The organism is Paraburkholderia sp. LEh10, assembly GCF_017814945.1.
GTDB lineage: Bacteria > Pseudomonadota > Gammaproteobacteria > Burkholderiales > Burkholderiaceae > Paraburkholderia.
The window spans coordinates 71924-87180 of record NZ_JAGIPX010000026.1; the positions used below are offsets into that span (position 1 = coordinate 71924).

Below are 15257 nucleotides of genomic sequence, written 5' to 3' on the forward strand. Positions count from 1 at the left end.
GATGTCCTTATTGTTTCTTCGATGCGCGGCGAACGCGCGGTTTGCCCATCAATACTGGCTGGAATACCACAGCGCCGATCAACGTGCATACGAGGGACAGCGCCAGCAGCCGTCCCATGCTCGATGTGCCCGGATGATGCGACAGCCACAGGCTGCCGAACGCCGTAGCCGTGGTCGCCGCGCTGAAGAGCACGGCATGCGTGAGACTGGATTGCAGCAGACCCGTCTGTCCGCGGCGCCATGCCATCACGAAGTAGATCTTGAACGCAACGCCGACGCCGAGCATCAGCGGCAACGCGATGATATTCGCGAAATTGAGCGGCATGCCGAAGACGACGCATAGCTCCAACGTGACGACGGCCGACACGAGCAGCGGCACGAGCGTGCGCAGCACATCGCCGAAACGGCGCAGCGTGAGCCAGAGCAGCGCCATGATCGACAGGATCGCCCATGCGCCCGCCTGGACGAACGACTTGATGATTACGTTGGCCGAGTGAAGGATCGAAATCGGCCCGCCGATCGCGCCCGGCTCCGCCGTCTTCACGGCCTTGGCGAAGTTGCGCAGCATCACGTCGTCGCCGGGGTCGGTGCCGGGCGGCACTTTCGGCGAGATCTCGACGAGCGCCTGACCCGTCTTCGATACCCAGCTGTCCGCGATGTCCCGCGGCACGTTCTCGCGCGTGATCTCCGACGGCTGCAGCAAGCTCGTTAGTTGCCTGAGCGAAATCTTCAGCGGTTCCGACATCGCGCGCTCGGCCCGGTCACGCGTCGATACGTCCGCGTTCGCGAGCTTCGTCAGCGTGCCGGACAGGCGCTTCGCTTCGGCTGCGCCGGGGCCGGGATGGTCTTCGGCGGCGAGCGCAAGCTGGTTCGCGGTGCGCTTCAATGCGGCGACGCGAACGGCATCGGTGGCGGGCGGCGCGGGCGTTTGCGTGAGCGCGGGCAGCAGTTGCTGCGCCGCGGCCGAAATCAGCGCGAGCTTTTGCGGCTGGTCGGCGGGAATGAACGTCGAGAGCGTCGTGGTGCGGCCGACTTCCGGCAGCTTCGACAGACGCGCCGCGATCCTGTCCGCGTCCGCGAGCGTCGGCGTGAGCACCCGCACATTGTTGACGGCGGCTTCGGGCGCATCGTTCAGCGAGATCAGCGTCGCCATCGATTCCGTATGCGGGTCCTTCAGATGCAGCGGATTGAAGTCGAAGCGCAGATGCAGCAGCAACGGCGACGCGCCGATGATCAGCACGGCCGTCGCAATCAACACTGGCGTGCGGTTGCGATCGAGAAAGTCGTCGACAGGCGCGAGAATCGTGAAGCCGGGCGATTCTGCTTCGCCCGGCGGGTTGAGCACCTTGATGAGCGCGGGCAGCAGCGTCATGTTGGTCAGGTAGGCGACAAACATGCCGACGCCGGCGATCTCACCCAGTTCGGAGACGCCGCGATAAGCAGTGGGCAGGAACGAGAAGAAGCTCTCGGCGACGGCAACGGCGGCGAGCGTCAACGGCACGCCGATGCTGTACGCCGTATGAATCAGCGCGGCAGCGAGCCGGTCGTCGCGATTGCGTTCCTCGCGATACTTGACGGCGAACTGCACGCCGAAGTCGACGCCAAGCCCGACGAACAGCACCATGAACGCAACGGAAATCATGTTCAGCGCATCGACCATCATCAGGCCGAGGGCCGCCGTAATGACGAGGCCGACGAACAGCGTGATGAACACGGCGACGATCAGCCGCCCCGAGCGCAGCGCGAGCCACAAGATGCCGAGCACGACGAAGAACGTGACGATGCCGTTGATCTCCGCGCCGTCCTGGACCGATGCGAACTCTTCGTCGGCGAGCGGCTGCTCGCCCGTCAGGCGAATGCGCGCGCCGTATTGCGAATCGAGGTCGAGCGACTCAGCCGTCTTGCGAATCTCCTCCGACGCGTGCGCGCCCGCCTGCAGCGCCGCGTAATTCACCTTCGGCTGCACCACGATGAACGCGCGCGCGGGCAGCTTCGCCGCGCTCTTGTCGACGAGCGCGCGCCACGAGAAAACGGCCGGCTCGTTGGCGAGCACATGGTCGATGACGGTCGCGCTTTGCGACAGCAAGTGGCTCATGTCGGCGAGCTTCACCTGGCCTATCTGCAACGGCAGCAGCAGGGTCGTGTTCAGCGTGCCGGCGAGGCCCGTCAGACTCGGATCGTGGGCGAGCGAATTGATGAGGGGACGCGCCTTGACCAGTTGCGAAGTCGTCGACTGCACTTCGCTCACGGACGGAAACAGCAAGCCGTTCTTTTCGAAGAACGGTCCGCTGCCGGGCTGCGTCACCGAGTCGAATTCCTTCGTTTCTTTTTGCAGCGCCGTGGCCAGCGCGTTGGCGGCGGCGTCCGCGTATTCGGGCGCGCCTGCTTCGACCACGACCAGCAGGGTTTGCCCGCGATCGGGGAAAGCCTTGTCGATCTGCTCGCCGAGCGCTGCCCATCGTGCATCGTTCTCGACGAGGCGGCTGATGTCGGTATTGATCTTGAAGTGATGAACGACGTAGATCGCGCTCAGCACGGCGAGCACGAGCGACAGCCCGATGACCTGCAGCGGACGGCGCACCGACCAGACGACGAGGCGAACGATAGTGGACTTCAGCATGTACGCGAGCGGGGCCTTGTCACGATTAGGGTTATTGGTGGAGGGCACAAGTATACCGACGCAACCGACGCAAGGTCAGAGCAAGCGTTCGCGGTGCAGCCCGTCAAAGTCGGTATACTGGCCCGTAACCGCGCTGGATGCGGCCTGTCCAACGCGGGTTCACTCTTAACTGTCCCGATGAGCGTATGAAACGTTACCTCTCTGCTTTTCTGGCAGCCGCCGTGGTTTCCACCGCGGCTTTCGCACAAAGCGCGCCTGATGCGATCGTGAAGAGCGCGGTCGAAGGCACGGTCAATGCGATGAAGGCCGACCCGCAGGCACGCGGCGGCGACATGAAGAAGATCACGCAAGTGGTCGAGTCGCATTTCGTGCCCGCCACGAACTTCCAGCGCACGACGCGCATCGCCGTGGGCAAAGCGTGGAGCACGGCCACGCCGGAGCAGCAAAAGCAACTGTATGAGCAATTCCAGAAGCTGCTCGTCGGCACCTATGCGGCATCGCTGTCGCAACTGCGCGATCAGGACGTGAAGTTCCGCTTCCTTCCGTCGAACGCTTCCACCGACGCGAAAGATACCGTGGTCCAGTCGCATGTGCTCAGCAACGGCGGCGACGATTCCATCGACTACCGTCTGGAAAAAACGGCGAACGGCTGGAAGATTTACGACATCAACATGATGGGCGCGTGGCTGATCCAGGTGTATCAGACGCAGTTTCAGGATCAGTTGAACAAGGGCGGTGTCGATGGCCTGATCAAGTTCCTCACCGAGCACAACGCGCGCAGCGCCGGCTGATCGCTGGCGCACCCCGCTTTCCCGCTCGCTGCGGGAATCGCGCGGCACAAAGAAAGAGAGCGCAACGGGTTGACCGTTGCGCTCTCTTTTCATCCGGCGATGACGTGCGTTGGTTCGCGCTTCAGTTCAACGCGGCCGCCGACGTCTGCACCTTCTTGCCCGTGCCCGCACGCTTGATCTCGTCGAGCTTGATCTCGACGTGGCGCGAGAACACGTATTCCGCCGGACGTTGCTTGTCGAGCGGGATGTCTCTCGCGAACGCACCCGTCGTCTTCGCGCCGCTCAGGCTGACCTTCAACGCCTTCAGCGGATGCGAGACGGTATCCATCACCGCCGTCGCTTCGAAGCCGCAGTGGACCATGCAGTCCGCGCACTTCTCATAGTTGCCCGTGCCGTACTTGTCCCAATCCGTGGTTTCCATCAGTTCCTTGAAGGTCTTCACGTAACCTTCGCCGACCAGATAGCACGGCTTCTGCCAGCCGAACACGGTGCGCGCCGGGTTGCCCCAAGGCGTGCATTCGTAGGTCTGGTTGCCGGCCAGGAAGTCGAGGAACAGGCTCGACTGGCTGAACGACCACTTCTTGCCGCTGTCGCCGCGCTTGAAGATTTCGCGGAACAGCTGCTTGGTCTTTTCGCGGTTCAGGAAGTGCTGCTGGTCCGGTGCGCGCTCATACGCATAGCCGGGCGACACCGTGATACCGTCGACGCCCATCGGGCCGACGGTATCGAAGAACGCGGCGACGCGCTCGGGAATCGCATCGTTGAACAGCGTGCAGTTGATGTTCACGCGGAAACCGCGGCGCTTGGCTTCCTTGATCGCGGCGACGGCCTTGTCGTACGTGCCTTCCTGCGAGACCGAGTGGTCGTGCATTTCGCGGTCGCCGTCGAGGTGCACCGACCAGACGAAGTACGGGTTCGGCTCGTAATCGTCCATCTTCTTTTCCATCAGCAGCGCGTTCGTGCACAGGTACACGAACTTCTTGCGCGCCATGATGCCCTTGACGATCTGCGGCATTTCCTTGTGCAGCAGCGGCTCGCCGCCAGCGATCGAGACGACGGGCGCGCCGCACTCGTCGACGGCTTCGAGGCACTCGGCCAGCGACAGGCGCTGGTTGAGGATGGGATCCGGGTAGTCGATCTTTCCGCAGCCATTGCATGCAAGGTTGCAGCGGAACAGCGGCTCGAGCATCAGCGCGAGCGGGTAGCGTTTGTTGCCCTTGAGGTGCTGACGCATGATGTATGCGCCGACCCGGACTTTTTGTAGCATCGGAATAGACAAATCGTCCTCCTTAAACTTCGCGTGCAGCGAGTGGTTGCGTCAGCTTCGACGGCAACTTGAATTCAACTTTTTCTTCACGTCCCGTCATCGTCGTGACGTCGACGGGGCCCAGCGCGCGTAGCGCATCGATTACGTTCTCGACCATCTCTTCGGGTGCCGACGCGCCCGCCGTGATGCCGACCGTGCCGACACCCGCGAACCACTCCCGTTTGACTTCGGAGCCGTCCGCGACGAGATAGCTCGGCACGCCCGACTCGCTGCCGATCTCGCGCAGACGATTCGAGTTCGAGCTGTTGGTTGCGCCCACCACCAGCAGCACATCGACCTGCGAACTGAGCTCGCGCACGGCCGCCTGGCGGTTTTGCGTCGCGTAGCAGATGTCGCGCGTGTCCGGCCCGACGATGTCGGGGAAACGGCGCTTCAACGCGTCGATGATGCCGCGCGTATCGTCCACCGAAAGCGTGGTCTGCGTGATGTAGGCGAGCGGCGTGTCGATGGGCAGTTCCAGCTTCGCGACTTCAGCCTCGCTTTGCACGAGCAGCACCGTGCCCGGAATCTGGCCGATCGTGCCTTCCACTTCCGGGTGGCCGGCATGGCCGATCAGGATCAGCGTGCGGCCCGAGGCCACGTACTGACGGCCCTGCACATGAACCTTCGTCACGAGCGGGCAGGTGGCATCGAGCACGTCGAGGCCGCGCTGTTCCGCATCGCGCTCCACGCTTTGCGCGACACCGTGGGCACTGAAAATGGCAACTGCGCCCTGCGGCACTTCATCGAGTTCCTCGACGAAGCGCGCGCCTTTACGGCGAAGATTGTCGACTACGTGCCTGTTGTGGACGATCTCATGACGCACATACACAGGTGCGCCATGTTGCTGCAAAGCGCGATCGACGATCTCGATCGCCCTGACGACTCCCGCACAAAAGCCCCGGGGTTGAGCAAGGATGACTCGCATAGGCTGGCGAACTCCGACCTGACGCGGGGTTGCGGGCAGATCGGTAAAAACGACCTGTTCGCCGCGTCTTGTATATTTAGTTGATGTCTTAAATCCGACGAAAGTCGATACTCGAGACCAAACGCGCATTCTAACGCTATCGCGCGCTATTTGCTTTTTAGGCGCCTTGCAGTGTGGGGTTTCGGGCGGCAAAAATGACTCGCTGCGCGCGCTGTCGCGAACGCTTAAACTATCGGGCCTTGTTCGCCGACGCACGCTATGTGCAGTCCGGCGCGCACGCTTTGAATTTTCTGCGGCGTCTTTCCCCGGCGGCGCATTCTTGAACGTATCGAAAACGCGGACTATCACATATTCGATAACCGGCCAGTGCTCGATATCCACGATTGGCGCGGTGCCGCGGTTGTTGTTGCGCTGCGCCTGCCGCCGCGCCGGCAGCGCGCGGTTTCCATAGAGGGCAATGCATGATTGCGGCGGTTCTGTTTGTGTTGGCGTGTCTGTCGCTGTTGATCTGGTGTGTGCTGCTGTTTGCGCGCGGCGGCTTCTGGCGCGCGCAGCCCGCCGCGCCGCTCGCGCCCGAAACGCGTGGCGCGTGGCCGGGCGTCGCCGCCGTTGTTCCGGCGCGCAACGAAGCGGACGTAATCGCGCGTGCCGTCACGTCGCTGCTGACACAGGACTATGCGGGCGAGTTTCACGTGATCGTCGTCGACGACCACAGCACGGACGGCACCGCCGACGCCGCCCGCGCCGCCGCGCTCGCGCTGCAATGCCCGGACCGGCTGACCGTGATCGCGGCGAAGCCGCTGCCCGCGGGCTGGTCGGGCAAGGTCTGGGCGCAGTCGCAGGGCATCGAGGCGGCGCGCTCGCTGGGCTACACGCCCGAGTATCTGCTGCTCACGGATGCCGACATCGGCCATCCCGCCGACGCGCTCTCGCAACTCGTGATGCGCGCCGATGCGGAACAGCGTGATCTCGTCTCGCTGATGGTGCGTCTGCGCTGCGATTCGTTCTGGGAAAAGGCGCTGATTCCCGCCTTCGTGTTCTTCTTCGCGAAGCTCTATCCGTTCTCGTGGGTCAACAATCCGCGCAACCGCACGGCGGGCGCGGCGGGCGGCTGCATGCTGGTGCGCCGGGCGGCGCTCGAAGAAGCGGGCGGCATCGAATCGATCCGCGCCGAGCTGATCGACGATTGCAGTCTTGCCGCGCGTATCAAGCATCGCGGCGGAGGGCGCCACCCGATCCGGCTGGATGTCGCCGCGCGCAGCATTTCGCTGCGCCCTTACGATAGCTGGCGCGAGATCTGGAACATGATCGCGCGCACGGCGTTCACGCAGTTGCGCTATTCGGCATGGCTGCTCGCGGGCACGCTGCTCGGCATGACGATCATCTATCTCGCGCCGCCCGTGGTCGCGATCGTGCTCGGGCCGAAGGGCTGGCCTGCGTGGCTCGCGTGGGCCGCGATGTGTTGCGCGTATGCGCCGATGCTGCGCTACTACAACCGCTCGCCGCTGTGGGCGCCGTTTCTGCCGCTCGTCGCGCTGTTCTACGTCAGTGCGACGTTCGGCTCCGCGGTGCGCTACTGGCGCGGCAAGGGTGGCCAATGGAAGGCGCGCGTGCAGGCGCCCGCCGGGACGAATCAATGAGGCGGCTCGTCTGCCTGATCGCGCTGACGTTCGGTTTGACGCTTGGCTCGATGCAGGGCGCGTTGGCCGAAGATCAGCCAAACCACGACCACACGTCAGATTACCTGCGCCAGAAGTTTGGCCTCGCGAAAGAAAAGGCCGAGCAGATCTCGAATGCAGTGCGCGCGGCTTCAGAGAAATACGCGCTGCCGCCCGCGCTGATTCTCGCGATCATCTCGATCGAATCGCGCTTCAAGGAAAAGGCCAAGGGCGGTAACGGCGCGACGGGTCTGATGCAGGTCGTGCCGGGCGCGCACAGGCGCCTGCTGAAAGACGTGAAGGATCTGACCGATCCCGAGACCAATATCGAAGTCGGCTCGGCGATCTTGTACGGCTATGTGCAATCGGCGGGCGGCGATCTGAATGCCGCGTTGAAGAGCTACGGCGGGTCGCTGGCGTATGCGGAGAAGGTCAACGGCCGCGTCAAGACGTTTGCGGCCGTGGTGGAAGGCGACAGCGCGGCCTCGGGCGTGGATCAGCCGATGCCTGCGCGTGATGGCGGCTGCGACGCGCGGTGGAGCTCGCTGTGCATTGGACCCGTCGTCTACGTCAGCCCGGTGGCCGATGCCGCGTCGAGTCCAAGCGTCTCGCAACGCGCCGCCCAACTGCTGAACTCGCTATTGCCGCTGTCCCACTGAACAGCGCAACGCCGTCGAGCGCGCTGCCGGCGGCCGCAAGGGCCGCCGCGCGCGTCACTTCTGCGTCAGCATCATGTACATCTGGATGACCATGTCCGGCGAAAACTGGAACGGCACCCAGCCATGCCCCGTATGACGCATCACGAGCAGACGGTCGCCGTTGGTCTGCTTCTGCACCGCCATCACCGGGTTTCTGGTCGAAACGAAACGCCAGCCGGCAGGCAAGTCCGGCGGGACTTCCGGCTCCATCGACGCCCGCGCGTTCGACAGTTCCTCAATCAGCTGACCGACCTGCAGCGGATGCAGCGTCACCGACTTGCCGCCGATCGACATGGTGATTTCGTTCTGGCCAGGGCGTTCGATGTGCAGCGTCGGTTTTTCATCGGCTTGCTGTTCCACGTGCGCGCCGGCGGCGGCATCGACTGCATCGACTGCCGCTTCGACGGGCTGTTCGGTTTGCGCGGCCGTCGTGCCGTTCACGTGCTGATCGCTCGCATCCTCGACGTCTCGCGGAGCCGTGACAGCCTGAATGAGCTGATCGACGCCCGTTTCGAGCGCGCCAATCTGTTCCTGAAGATTCATGCGTAGTTCTCTGGTAAGACCCGCGATTTTACCTTCTGCGCGCCGACGTTAACCTTTGTGTCGGCTCCGAGTTGTAACAAAGCGTGTGCGAGCGTAAGCATGCGCGACGCGTGCACGTTCAGCGATTCATCCAGAGACGCGCGACGCATCACGCTTTCAGATAGCCCGCGTCGCGGAACCAGTCGAGCGCGTCGCGCAGTCCTTCGCGATAAGGCCGCGCGCGATAACCGAGCTCGCGCTCCGCTTTCGCCGACGTGAAGTACATCTTGTTCTTCGACATCTTCAGGCCGTCGACGGTGACGAACGGCTCGCGCTTCGTGAACTTGGCGACGGCTTCCGCGCCCATCGCGAGTGGATAGAGCGGCCAGCGCGGCAATGCGATGGTCGGCGGCTTGCGCCCGACCATGCCGGCGATGTCGGCGAGCATCTGCTGCAACGGCAGGTTCTCGCCGCCGAGAATGTAGCGCTCGCCGATCTTGCCGCGTTCGAGCGCGAGGAAATGACCCATCGCGACATCATCGACGTGCACGAGATTCAGCCCCGTGTCGACGAAAGCCGGAATCTTGCCGAGCGCCGCCTCGACGATGATGCGGCCCGTCGGCGTCGGCTTCACGTCGCGCGGACCGATGGGCGTCGACGGGTTGACGATCACGGCGGGCAGGCCGTCATTCGCGATCATCCGCTCGACGGCGCGCTCCGCGAGCACCTTGCTGCGCTTGTAGACGCCGATCGCCTGCTGCGGCGTCATCGGCGACGTTTCATCGACCGACTGGCCCGAGCCCGTTACCTTCAACGTTGCGACACTGCTCGTGTACACGATGCGCTCGACGCCTTCCTTCAGCGCGGCGCGCATCGTGGCTTGCGTGCCTTCCAGATTCGCGCGTTCGATTTCGTGCGGGTCGGGCGCCCACAGCCGATAGTCCGCCGCCACATGCAGCAGATAGCGCGCGCCACGCAGCGCGGCGCGCATCGACGCTTCGTCGCGCATGTCGCCGACGGCGATTTCCGCGTCGAGCGCTTCGACGTTGCGGCGCGGGCTGGTCGGTCGCACGAGCACGCGCACTGCGAAGCCCTTTTGCTGCGCGATGCGCGCGACCGCCGAGCCGACGAAGCCGGACGCGCCGGTGACGAGTACGAGATCGCGAGTCTGATCGCTCATGGCTTGCCGTTTTCCTGATTGCTGCCTGACTGGCGCATGGTTGATGGTTTGCAGAGGTCGGATTGTACGTGCTGTGGATGGCGTGCGCCGTGCTCGCCGTTTCGGTGCATCGGCCGCAACGCAAGCAAAGCGCGCGCGGCGCGACTAGAATGCCCGCGTAAACGCATAAGAGGAGGTGAGCATGTCCGGCACGGATCTCGATTCGCGAATCGAAACGTATTACGTGCGGGTGCGCGGCATGGTGCAGGGCGTCGGCTTTCGTCACGCGACGGTGCGCCAGGCGCATGCGCTGGGTATCCGGGGATGGGTGGCGAACATGGACGACGGTTCCGTCGAAGCGATGTTGCAAGGTCCGGCGAACCAGGTCGACCGGATGCTGTCGTGGCTGCGTCACGGGCCGCCGACGGCGCGCGTGACGGAAGTGACAGGCGAAGAGCGCGCCACCGACAAGCGTTACGAGCGCTTCGAACAGCACTGAAGCGCCATTGCATGCGAAGCGCGCGGACACCGCCCGCGCGCCTCGCCACGCTTACGTCACACGACAGCGCGATACAGCTTGCAAATCAGCGCGCCACCAGCAGGCTTTCCGCAAACCCCCAATCGCGCTCGATCCATTGATGGCTGCATGTGAAGCCCGCATCGTCGGCGATTGCGTGCAATTCTTCCGGACGATATTTGTGGCTGCTTTCCGTCCATATCGTTTCGCCTTCGTTCAGCTCGACCGTCAACTTCGCCGCGCGCACCTGCGCGCTCACGTGCCGCTTCGCGCGCAGATGCATTTCGATGCTGCGCACGTCGGGATTGAAGCGCGCGACATGCTGGAACGCGTCGAGCGGAAAATCGCCGTCCAGTTCTCGATTGATCCGCGCGAGCAGGTTCAGGTTGAACGCGGCCGTCACGCCGATGGGATCGTCATAGGCGGCGACCAGCACGGGCACCGGCTTTTCGAGGTCCGTGCCGAGCAGCAGCGCGTCGCCGGGCGCGAGCATGTTGCGGATCTCGCGCAGAAATCGCGTGGCCGCGAGTCGTCCGAAATTGCCGATCGTGCTGCCGAGAAACAGCACGAGCAACGGCTCGTCCTTCGCGCGGCGCTTGCTGACCTCGGCGAGCCCCGCGAGATAGTCGCGCTCATAACCGACGATCGAAATGCGCTCGATATCGCCGAGCTCGCGGCGGCACAATTGCAAAGCGGTGCGCGAAATTTCAATCGGGCAGTAAGAAGTGGGGCGCTTTTTACATAGTGCTTCGAGAATGCGGCGCGTCTTGCGGCCGCTGCCGCTGCCAAGCTCCGCGACGATCGCATCGTGCGGCAACTGCGCGACGATCTCGCCCGCGTGCTTCGCGAGCAGCCGTTCTTCGGCGCGCGTGACGCCGTATTCGGGCAGCGCAGTGATCACTTCGAAAAGCGCCGAACCCACTTCATCGTAAAGATACTTCGACGGCAATTCCTTCTGGGGCTGCTTGGTGAGGCCAGCGCGAACGGCGGCGGCGAATTCCGGCGATACGTCGTGCGACAGATGATGCGATACGGCTGGCTGAGTCATGTTGGCTCCGTGTTGTCTCGTTCCAGTGATGACTTGCGGACTGCGGAAGAGCGAAATGCATTGGAGGTGAGTGGACCGGCATGCGTTCAGGCGGATTAGCGTGAGCGCATTCGATGACGGGCGCGTGTCTGCGCTCGCGCCTTCAATCGCGTAGAAGCGGATTGAAAGCCGAAGGCGCGACCTTGAAACGGAACACGTAAGCAAAAAACAGGCTCGTGTTTCCGCCGATGAATCGCCGGCGTCATGCGGCGTGGACATGGAGTTAGGTTTTATAGTGCATCGCGCGCGAAGATGCACGGACACGATTTGGCTGCGCAATGCGATGTCCCATGCACAACCCGTCTAGAATGCGCGCTTCACGCAACCAGGGCGCCGCGTCTTCCGTAGCGCTCGCGCCGCGCAGTTAAAACAAGACTTAACAATGGACGACAACATTCGCGATTTCGCGCGGCACCGCGCGCCTCTTCTTTCACGGCGGGTCTGCCGATGAACGCCTATCAACCGGGACGCGGAATCGCGTTTTCCGTCAGCGCGTCGACGCTGTTCGCGCTGATGTCCGTGTACGCGAAGCTGCTCGCGCCGCTGACGGGGCTCGATATCTTCGCGTGGCGCGTGATCTGGACCGTGCCGGGCGCAATCACGCTGGTCGCGATGCGCTCGCGGCTGCCAATGTTGCGAGCGCTGTTGCAGCGCGCCGTCCGCGAGCCGCGCACGGCGCTCCTGCTGGCCGTCAGCGCGGCGTTGCTCGGCGCGCAGCTATGGGTGTTTCTGTGGGCGCCGCTGCATGGACGGATGCTGGAAGTGTCGCTGGGCTATTTCCTGTTGCCGCTATCGATGGTGCTGCTCGGCCGCTTCTACTATCACGAGCGGCTGGAGCCGTTGCAGTGGCTCGCGGTCGCCTGCGCGGCGCTCGGCGTCGCGCATGAACTGTGGGTGACGCGCGCGTTTTCGTGGCCGACGCTGCTCGTCGTGCTCGGCTATCCGCCGTACTTCGTGTTGCGCCGCAAGATCAATGCCGACTCGCTGACGGCGTTTGCGATCGAGATGTCGCTGATGCTGCCGTTCGCGCTCGCGATCGCGCTGCACGGCGGCTCGCTTGCGCTGCTGTCGGGCCGCGTCGACATGTGGCTGCTGTTGCTGCCCGGACTCGGCGCGCTGAGCACGATTGCGCTCGCGTCGTATCTGAAGGCGAGCCGTCTGCTGCCGATGGCGCTGTTCGGCATTCTTGGCTACGTGGAGCCGGTGTTGCTGGTGATCGTGTCAGTGACGCTGCTGGGCGAGACGCTGACCGCGCAGCAGCTTGCCACCTATGTGCCGATCTGGATCGCAGTCGGGCTGACCGCGTTGCACAGCGCGCGGCTGCTCGCACCGCGTTGAACGGCGGTCATTCATAGAGGCACCCGCCGCATCAAGACCGACGTTGCGTAGCCGCGCGCCCGGCATCCAGATGGGTCGGGCCCGCTTTCGCTTCGATCGCCGCGCGCAAGCGAGGCCGCCAGCCGAACGCGAACAGCGCTTCCGCAAGCACGAAGAGCGGCCCGATCAGGAGGCCCGTCAGGTCGTCGACGAATGCCGGCTTGCGGTGCTCGTAGGCGGCATGTCCCACGAACTGGAACACCCAGCCGACCACGAAAAGGCCGATGCCCGACGCAAGCCATGCAACGGTCGATTGCGCGGCGAGCCACATGCCGCACGCGATACACAGCGCCGACACGGCCGTCATCATCAGGCCGAGCGGCACGTCGAGCACGAAGTAGTAGACCACGACGAGGCCGAGCAGCACCCACGCGGGTGACAACGCGAACGGCCGGGCCGCGAACGTCCACGCTGGCCGGCTCAGCAGCACGGCGAGCGCGAGCACGATCATCGGAATGCCGATGAAGTGCGTCGCGATGTTGCGCCTGTCGCGATGATAGGCGGCGTATTGCGCAAGCTGGTCGGTGAGCGTTCTCATGAATGCCGTTCCTCGTCGAGAGTCATCGTGATCGCGGGCGGCGCGCCGCGACACTGTCGGCTAGCCGACAATCCAGGCGCGCCTGGAACGATGCGCGCATTCGCTTCGTCGACTCAAGGTCTTTAGAGATAGGTTACCGGCGGGCCAGGTTACGATCGCCTGTATTTTTTCGCCGTTTTTCGCAGTAAGGCATCCTTGTTTTCCCGCGAGGCCGCACGACGCGCGGCGCTTCATTTCGCGCCTCGAATTCCGGCCTTGCACGCGTTGAACCATCCAGAATTCCAAACCTTTGCGATGAACCCGTCAGATCCCGTGCTGTCACCCGCCGAACGCTACCCGTCGTGTGTTTCGCTCTATTCGTCGGGCCGTCTCGCGGAGGCGCTTGCCGTGCTCGATCAGCTGTTGCAGGCCGACCCCGCGCATGTCGAAGCAATGCAGCTCGCCGCCGTTTGCCTGAGCGGCCTCTACGACGAAGCGGACGCGAAGGCCGGCAAGCCGCGCGGCGAGACGCCAATCGATCTTGCAGAGGCGCACAACGATCTGGGCAGCTGGTTCTATGGCCGCAAGCAGTTGACGCAGGCCGAACACGCGTATCGCCAGGCGCTCTCGATCAAGCCGGATCTGTCAAAGGCGCTGAACAACCTCGGTCTCGTGCTGCGCGAGCTCAAGCGCGAGCCCGAGGCGGAGGCCGCATTCCTGCGCGCGCTCGCCATCGCGCCGGACTATGTGACGGCCCGCAACAACCTCGGCGTGATGCTCTGGCAACTAAAGCGATTGCCGGAGGCGGAAGCAGCTTATCGCGACGTCGTCAGCCGTCAACCGGGCAACGTCAGCGCGCACAACAATCTCGGCCTGCTGCTTTTGGAGCTGAACCGTTTACCGGAGGCGGAGAGCGCATGCCGTCAGGCCCTCGCGCTCGATCCCGACGTTCCCGAAGCGCACAACAATCTCGGCAATGTGCTCTGGCAGCAAGGACGCATCGCGCAAGCCATCGACGCGTACCGCCAGGCGCTGGCGCTGCGGCCGGATTACGTCGGCGCGAAGGCGAATCTCGCGTTGCCGCTGCTGTGCATCGGCGAATACGAGCAGGGCTGGGCGCTGTACGAATCGCGCTACGACGAAGCGATCAGCACGCGCAACGTGTTGCCGCCGCCCGTGCCGTATCCGATGTGGAACGGCGAACCGCTGCACGGCAAGTCACTGCTCGTGTGGCCGGAGCAGGGCTTCGGCGACGGCCTGCAATTCTGCCGGTATTTGTCGATGCTGAAGGGGCGCGGCGCGGCGAGGGTGAGCGTCGCGTGCCAGCCGCCTTTGCAGCGGCTGTTCGAAAGTATCGAGGGCGTGGATGCGGTATGTCCGCTCGACGGCAAATCGGTAGTCCCCGGGCACGACTACTGGTGTTTCATGCTGAGCCTGCCCGCACGGTTCGGCACGACGGTGGAGACGATTCCCGCGCCGACGCCCTATCTGCGCGCGCCTGCCGCCCTCGTGCAGCACTGGCGCAGCAGACTGCCACAAGACGGCTTCAAGGTCGGCCTGGTGTGGGCTGGCGATCCACGTCCGCACGATCCCAGCTCGAATGCGATTGATCAGCGGCGCTCGATGACGGCGCAGTCTTTCGCGCCGTTGCTGCATGTGCCCGGCGTGACTTTCGTGAGCTTGCAGAAAGGCGCGGTGACGCGTCCGCAGATCGAAGACCTGCCCGTCGGACTTCGCCCGCTCGACCCGATGGACGATGTGCAGGATTTCGCCGATACGGCTGCGATCGTCGAAAACCTGGATCTGGTGATTACCGTGGATACGTCGATGGCGCACCTGGCCGGTGCGCTGAACCGGCCGGTATGGATTCTGTCGCGCTTCGACGCGTGCTGGCGCTGGTTCCGCGAGCGCGACGACTCGCCGTGGTATCCGAGCGCGCGCCTGTTCCGGCAGACGGCGCCCGGCGACTGGGAAAGCGTGATCGCACGCGCGGCGCAGGCGCTGGCGAGCCTGCCGAAGCCAGCCGCGCCGCAATGACCCCGGCTGCGCGGCCATCGCATGTCATCGCGCGCCGTTC

13 protein-coding genes are annotated in these 15257 nt (G+C 64.1%); 6 read left to right on the forward strand and 7 right to left on the reverse strand.

All coding sequences use genetic code 11. The features are described from left to right. Window positions 1-7: 7 nt before the first annotated feature. Window positions 8-2620 carry an MMPL family transporter gene (locus J8I87_RS22025; protein ID WP_209934000.1) on the reverse strand — a complete coding sequence of 871 codons (2613 nt, stop codon included), beginning with the start codon at window positions 2618-2620 and terminating at the stop codon, window positions 8-10. Window positions 2621-2805: 185 nt separating this feature from the next. Here J8I87_RS22025 and J8I87_RS22030 point away from each other — a divergent pair, with 185 nt between their 5' ends. Beyond that, window positions 2806-3411 (forward strand): phospholipid-binding protein MlaC, encoded by a 606-nt coding sequence (locus J8I87_RS22030; protein WP_209934001.1) that lies wholly within the window; start codon window positions 2806-2808, stop codon window positions 3409-3411. Window positions 3412-3532: 121 nt separating this feature from the next. Here the strand turns inward: J8I87_RS22030 and hpnH are convergent, their stop codons facing one another. Both hpnH and ispH read right to left on the reverse strand, forming a co-directional pair. Further along, on the reverse strand, window positions 3533-4690 hold the full coding sequence (gene hpnH / locus J8I87_RS22035) for an adenosyl-hopene transferase HpnH (RefSeq protein ID WP_209934002.1): 1158 nt from the start codon (window positions 4688-4690) through the stop codon (window positions 3533-3535). 10 nt (window positions 4691-4700) lie between these two features. Further along, window positions 4701-5645, reverse strand: coding sequence for a 4-hydroxy-3-methylbut-2-enyl diphosphate reductase (gene ispH / locus J8I87_RS22040; protein ID WP_209934003.1), 945 nt, complete (start codon window positions 5643-5645; stop codon window positions 4701-4703). Window positions 5646-6106: 461 nt separating this feature from the next. Between ispH and J8I87_RS22045 the strand changes: the two genes are divergently transcribed. Both J8I87_RS22045 and J8I87_RS22050 read left to right on the forward strand, forming a co-directional pair. After that, window positions 6107-7285, forward strand: coding sequence for a glycosyltransferase (locus tag J8I87_RS22045; RefSeq protein WP_209934004.1), 1179 nt, complete (start codon window positions 6107-6109; stop codon window positions 7283-7285). Beyond that, complete coding sequence (locus tag J8I87_RS22050; protein ID WP_209934005.1) at window positions 7282-7962, forward strand: lytic transglycosylase domain-containing protein; 681 nt, start codon at window positions 7282-7284, stop codon at window positions 7960-7962. The genes J8I87_RS22045 and J8I87_RS22050 overlap by 4 nt, the downstream gene beginning before the upstream one ends. A gap of 54 nt (window positions 7963-8016) precedes the next feature. On the opposite strand, the gene J8I87_RS22055 is transcribed toward J8I87_RS22050, so the two are convergent. Then, entirely contained in the window at window positions 8017-8544 is a 528-nt protein-coding gene (locus J8I87_RS22055) for a hypothetical protein (protein WP_209934006.1), read from the reverse strand. A 148-nt stretch (window positions 8545-8692) separates the two neighbouring features. Beyond that, window positions 8693-9703, reverse strand: coding sequence for a hopanoid-associated sugar epimerase (hpnA, locus tag J8I87_RS22060; RefSeq protein ID WP_209934007.1), 1011 nt, complete (start codon window positions 9701-9703; stop codon window positions 8693-8695). 181 nt (window positions 9704-9884) lie between these two features. Between hpnA and J8I87_RS22065 the strand changes: the two genes are divergently transcribed. Next, complete coding sequence (locus J8I87_RS22065; protein WP_209934009.1) at window positions 9885-10181, forward strand: acylphosphatase; 297 nt, start codon at window positions 9885-9887, stop codon at window positions 10179-10181. Window positions 10182-10266: 85 nt separating this feature from the next. On the opposite strand, the gene egtD is transcribed toward J8I87_RS22065, so the two are convergent. Then, window positions 10267-11247: an L-histidine N(alpha)-methyltransferase gene (gene egtD / locus J8I87_RS22070; protein WP_209934010.1), complete on the reverse strand. Its 981-nt coding sequence runs from the start codon at window positions 11245-11247 to the stop codon at window positions 10267-10269. A gap of 486 nt (window positions 11248-11733) precedes the next feature. On the opposite strand from egtD, the gene rarD reads away from it, so the two are divergent. After that, window positions 11734-12624, forward strand: coding sequence for an EamA family transporter RarD (rarD, locus tag J8I87_RS22075; protein ID WP_209934011.1), 891 nt, complete (start codon window positions 11734-11736; stop codon window positions 12622-12624). Between the two features lie 31 nt (window positions 12625-12655). On the opposite strand, the gene J8I87_RS22080 is transcribed toward rarD, so the two are convergent. After that, on the reverse strand, window positions 12656-13201 hold the full coding sequence (locus J8I87_RS22080; RefSeq protein WP_209934012.1) for a DUF962 domain-containing protein: 546 nt from the start codon (window positions 13199-13201) through the stop codon (window positions 12656-12658). 294 nt (window positions 13202-13495) lie between these two features. Here J8I87_RS22080 and J8I87_RS22085 point away from each other — a divergent pair, with 294 nt between their 5' ends. Beyond that, window positions 13496-15217: a tetratricopeptide repeat protein gene (locus J8I87_RS22085; RefSeq protein ID WP_209934013.1), complete on the forward strand. Its 1722-nt coding sequence runs from the start codon at window positions 13496-13498 to the stop codon at window positions 15215-15217. The last annotated feature ends 40 nt before the right edge of the window (window positions 15218-15257 follow it).

What these genes read in the sequence shown, in the direction of transcription:
- J8I87_RS22025 (WP_209934000.1), bottom strand. Translation starts at nt 2,620, where the DNA reads ATGCTGAAGTCCACTATCGTTCGCCTCGTCGTCTGGTCGGTGCGCCGT.
- J8I87_RS22030 (WP_209934001.1), top strand. Translation starts at nt 2,806, where the DNA reads ATGAAACGTTACCTCTCTGCTTTTCTGGCAGCCGCCGTGGTTTCCACC.
- ispH (WP_209934003.1), bottom strand. Translation starts at nt 5,645, where the DNA reads ATGCGAGTCATCCTTGCTCAACCCCGGGGCTTTTGTGCGGGAGTCGTC.
- J8I87_RS22045 (WP_209934004.1), top strand. Translation starts at nt 6,107, where the DNA reads ATGATTGCGGCGGTTCTGTTTGTGTTGGCGTGTCTGTCGCTGTTGATC.
- J8I87_RS22050 (WP_209934005.1), top strand. Translation starts at nt 7,282, where the DNA reads ATGAGGCGGCTCGTCTGCCTGATCGCGCTGACGTTCGGTTTGACGCTT.
- J8I87_RS22055 (WP_209934006.1), bottom strand. Translation starts at nt 8,544, where the DNA reads ATGAATCTTCAGGAACAGATTGGCGCGCTCGAAACGGGCGTCGATCAG.
- hpnA (WP_209934007.1), bottom strand. Translation starts at nt 9,703, where the DNA reads ATGAGCGATCAGACTCGCGATCTCGTACTCGTCACCGGCGCGTCCGGC.
- J8I87_RS22065 (WP_209934009.1), top strand. Translation starts at nt 9,885, where the DNA reads ATGTCCGGCACGGATCTCGATTCGCGAATCGAAACGTATTACGTGCGG.
- egtD (WP_209934010.1), bottom strand. Translation starts at nt 11,247, where the DNA reads ATGACTCAGCCAGCCGTATCGCATCATCTGTCGCACGACGTATCGCCG.
- rarD (WP_209934011.1), top strand. Translation starts at nt 11,734, where the DNA reads ATGAACGCCTATCAACCGGGACGCGGAATCGCGTTTTCCGTCAGCGCG.
- J8I87_RS22080 (WP_209934012.1), bottom strand. Translation starts at nt 13,201, where the DNA reads ATGAGAACGCTCACCGACCAGCTTGCGCAATACGCCGCCTATCATCGC.
- J8I87_RS22085 (WP_209934013.1), top strand. Translation starts at nt 13,496, where the DNA reads ATGAACCCGTCAGATCCCGTGCTGTCACCCGCCGAACGCTACCCGTCG.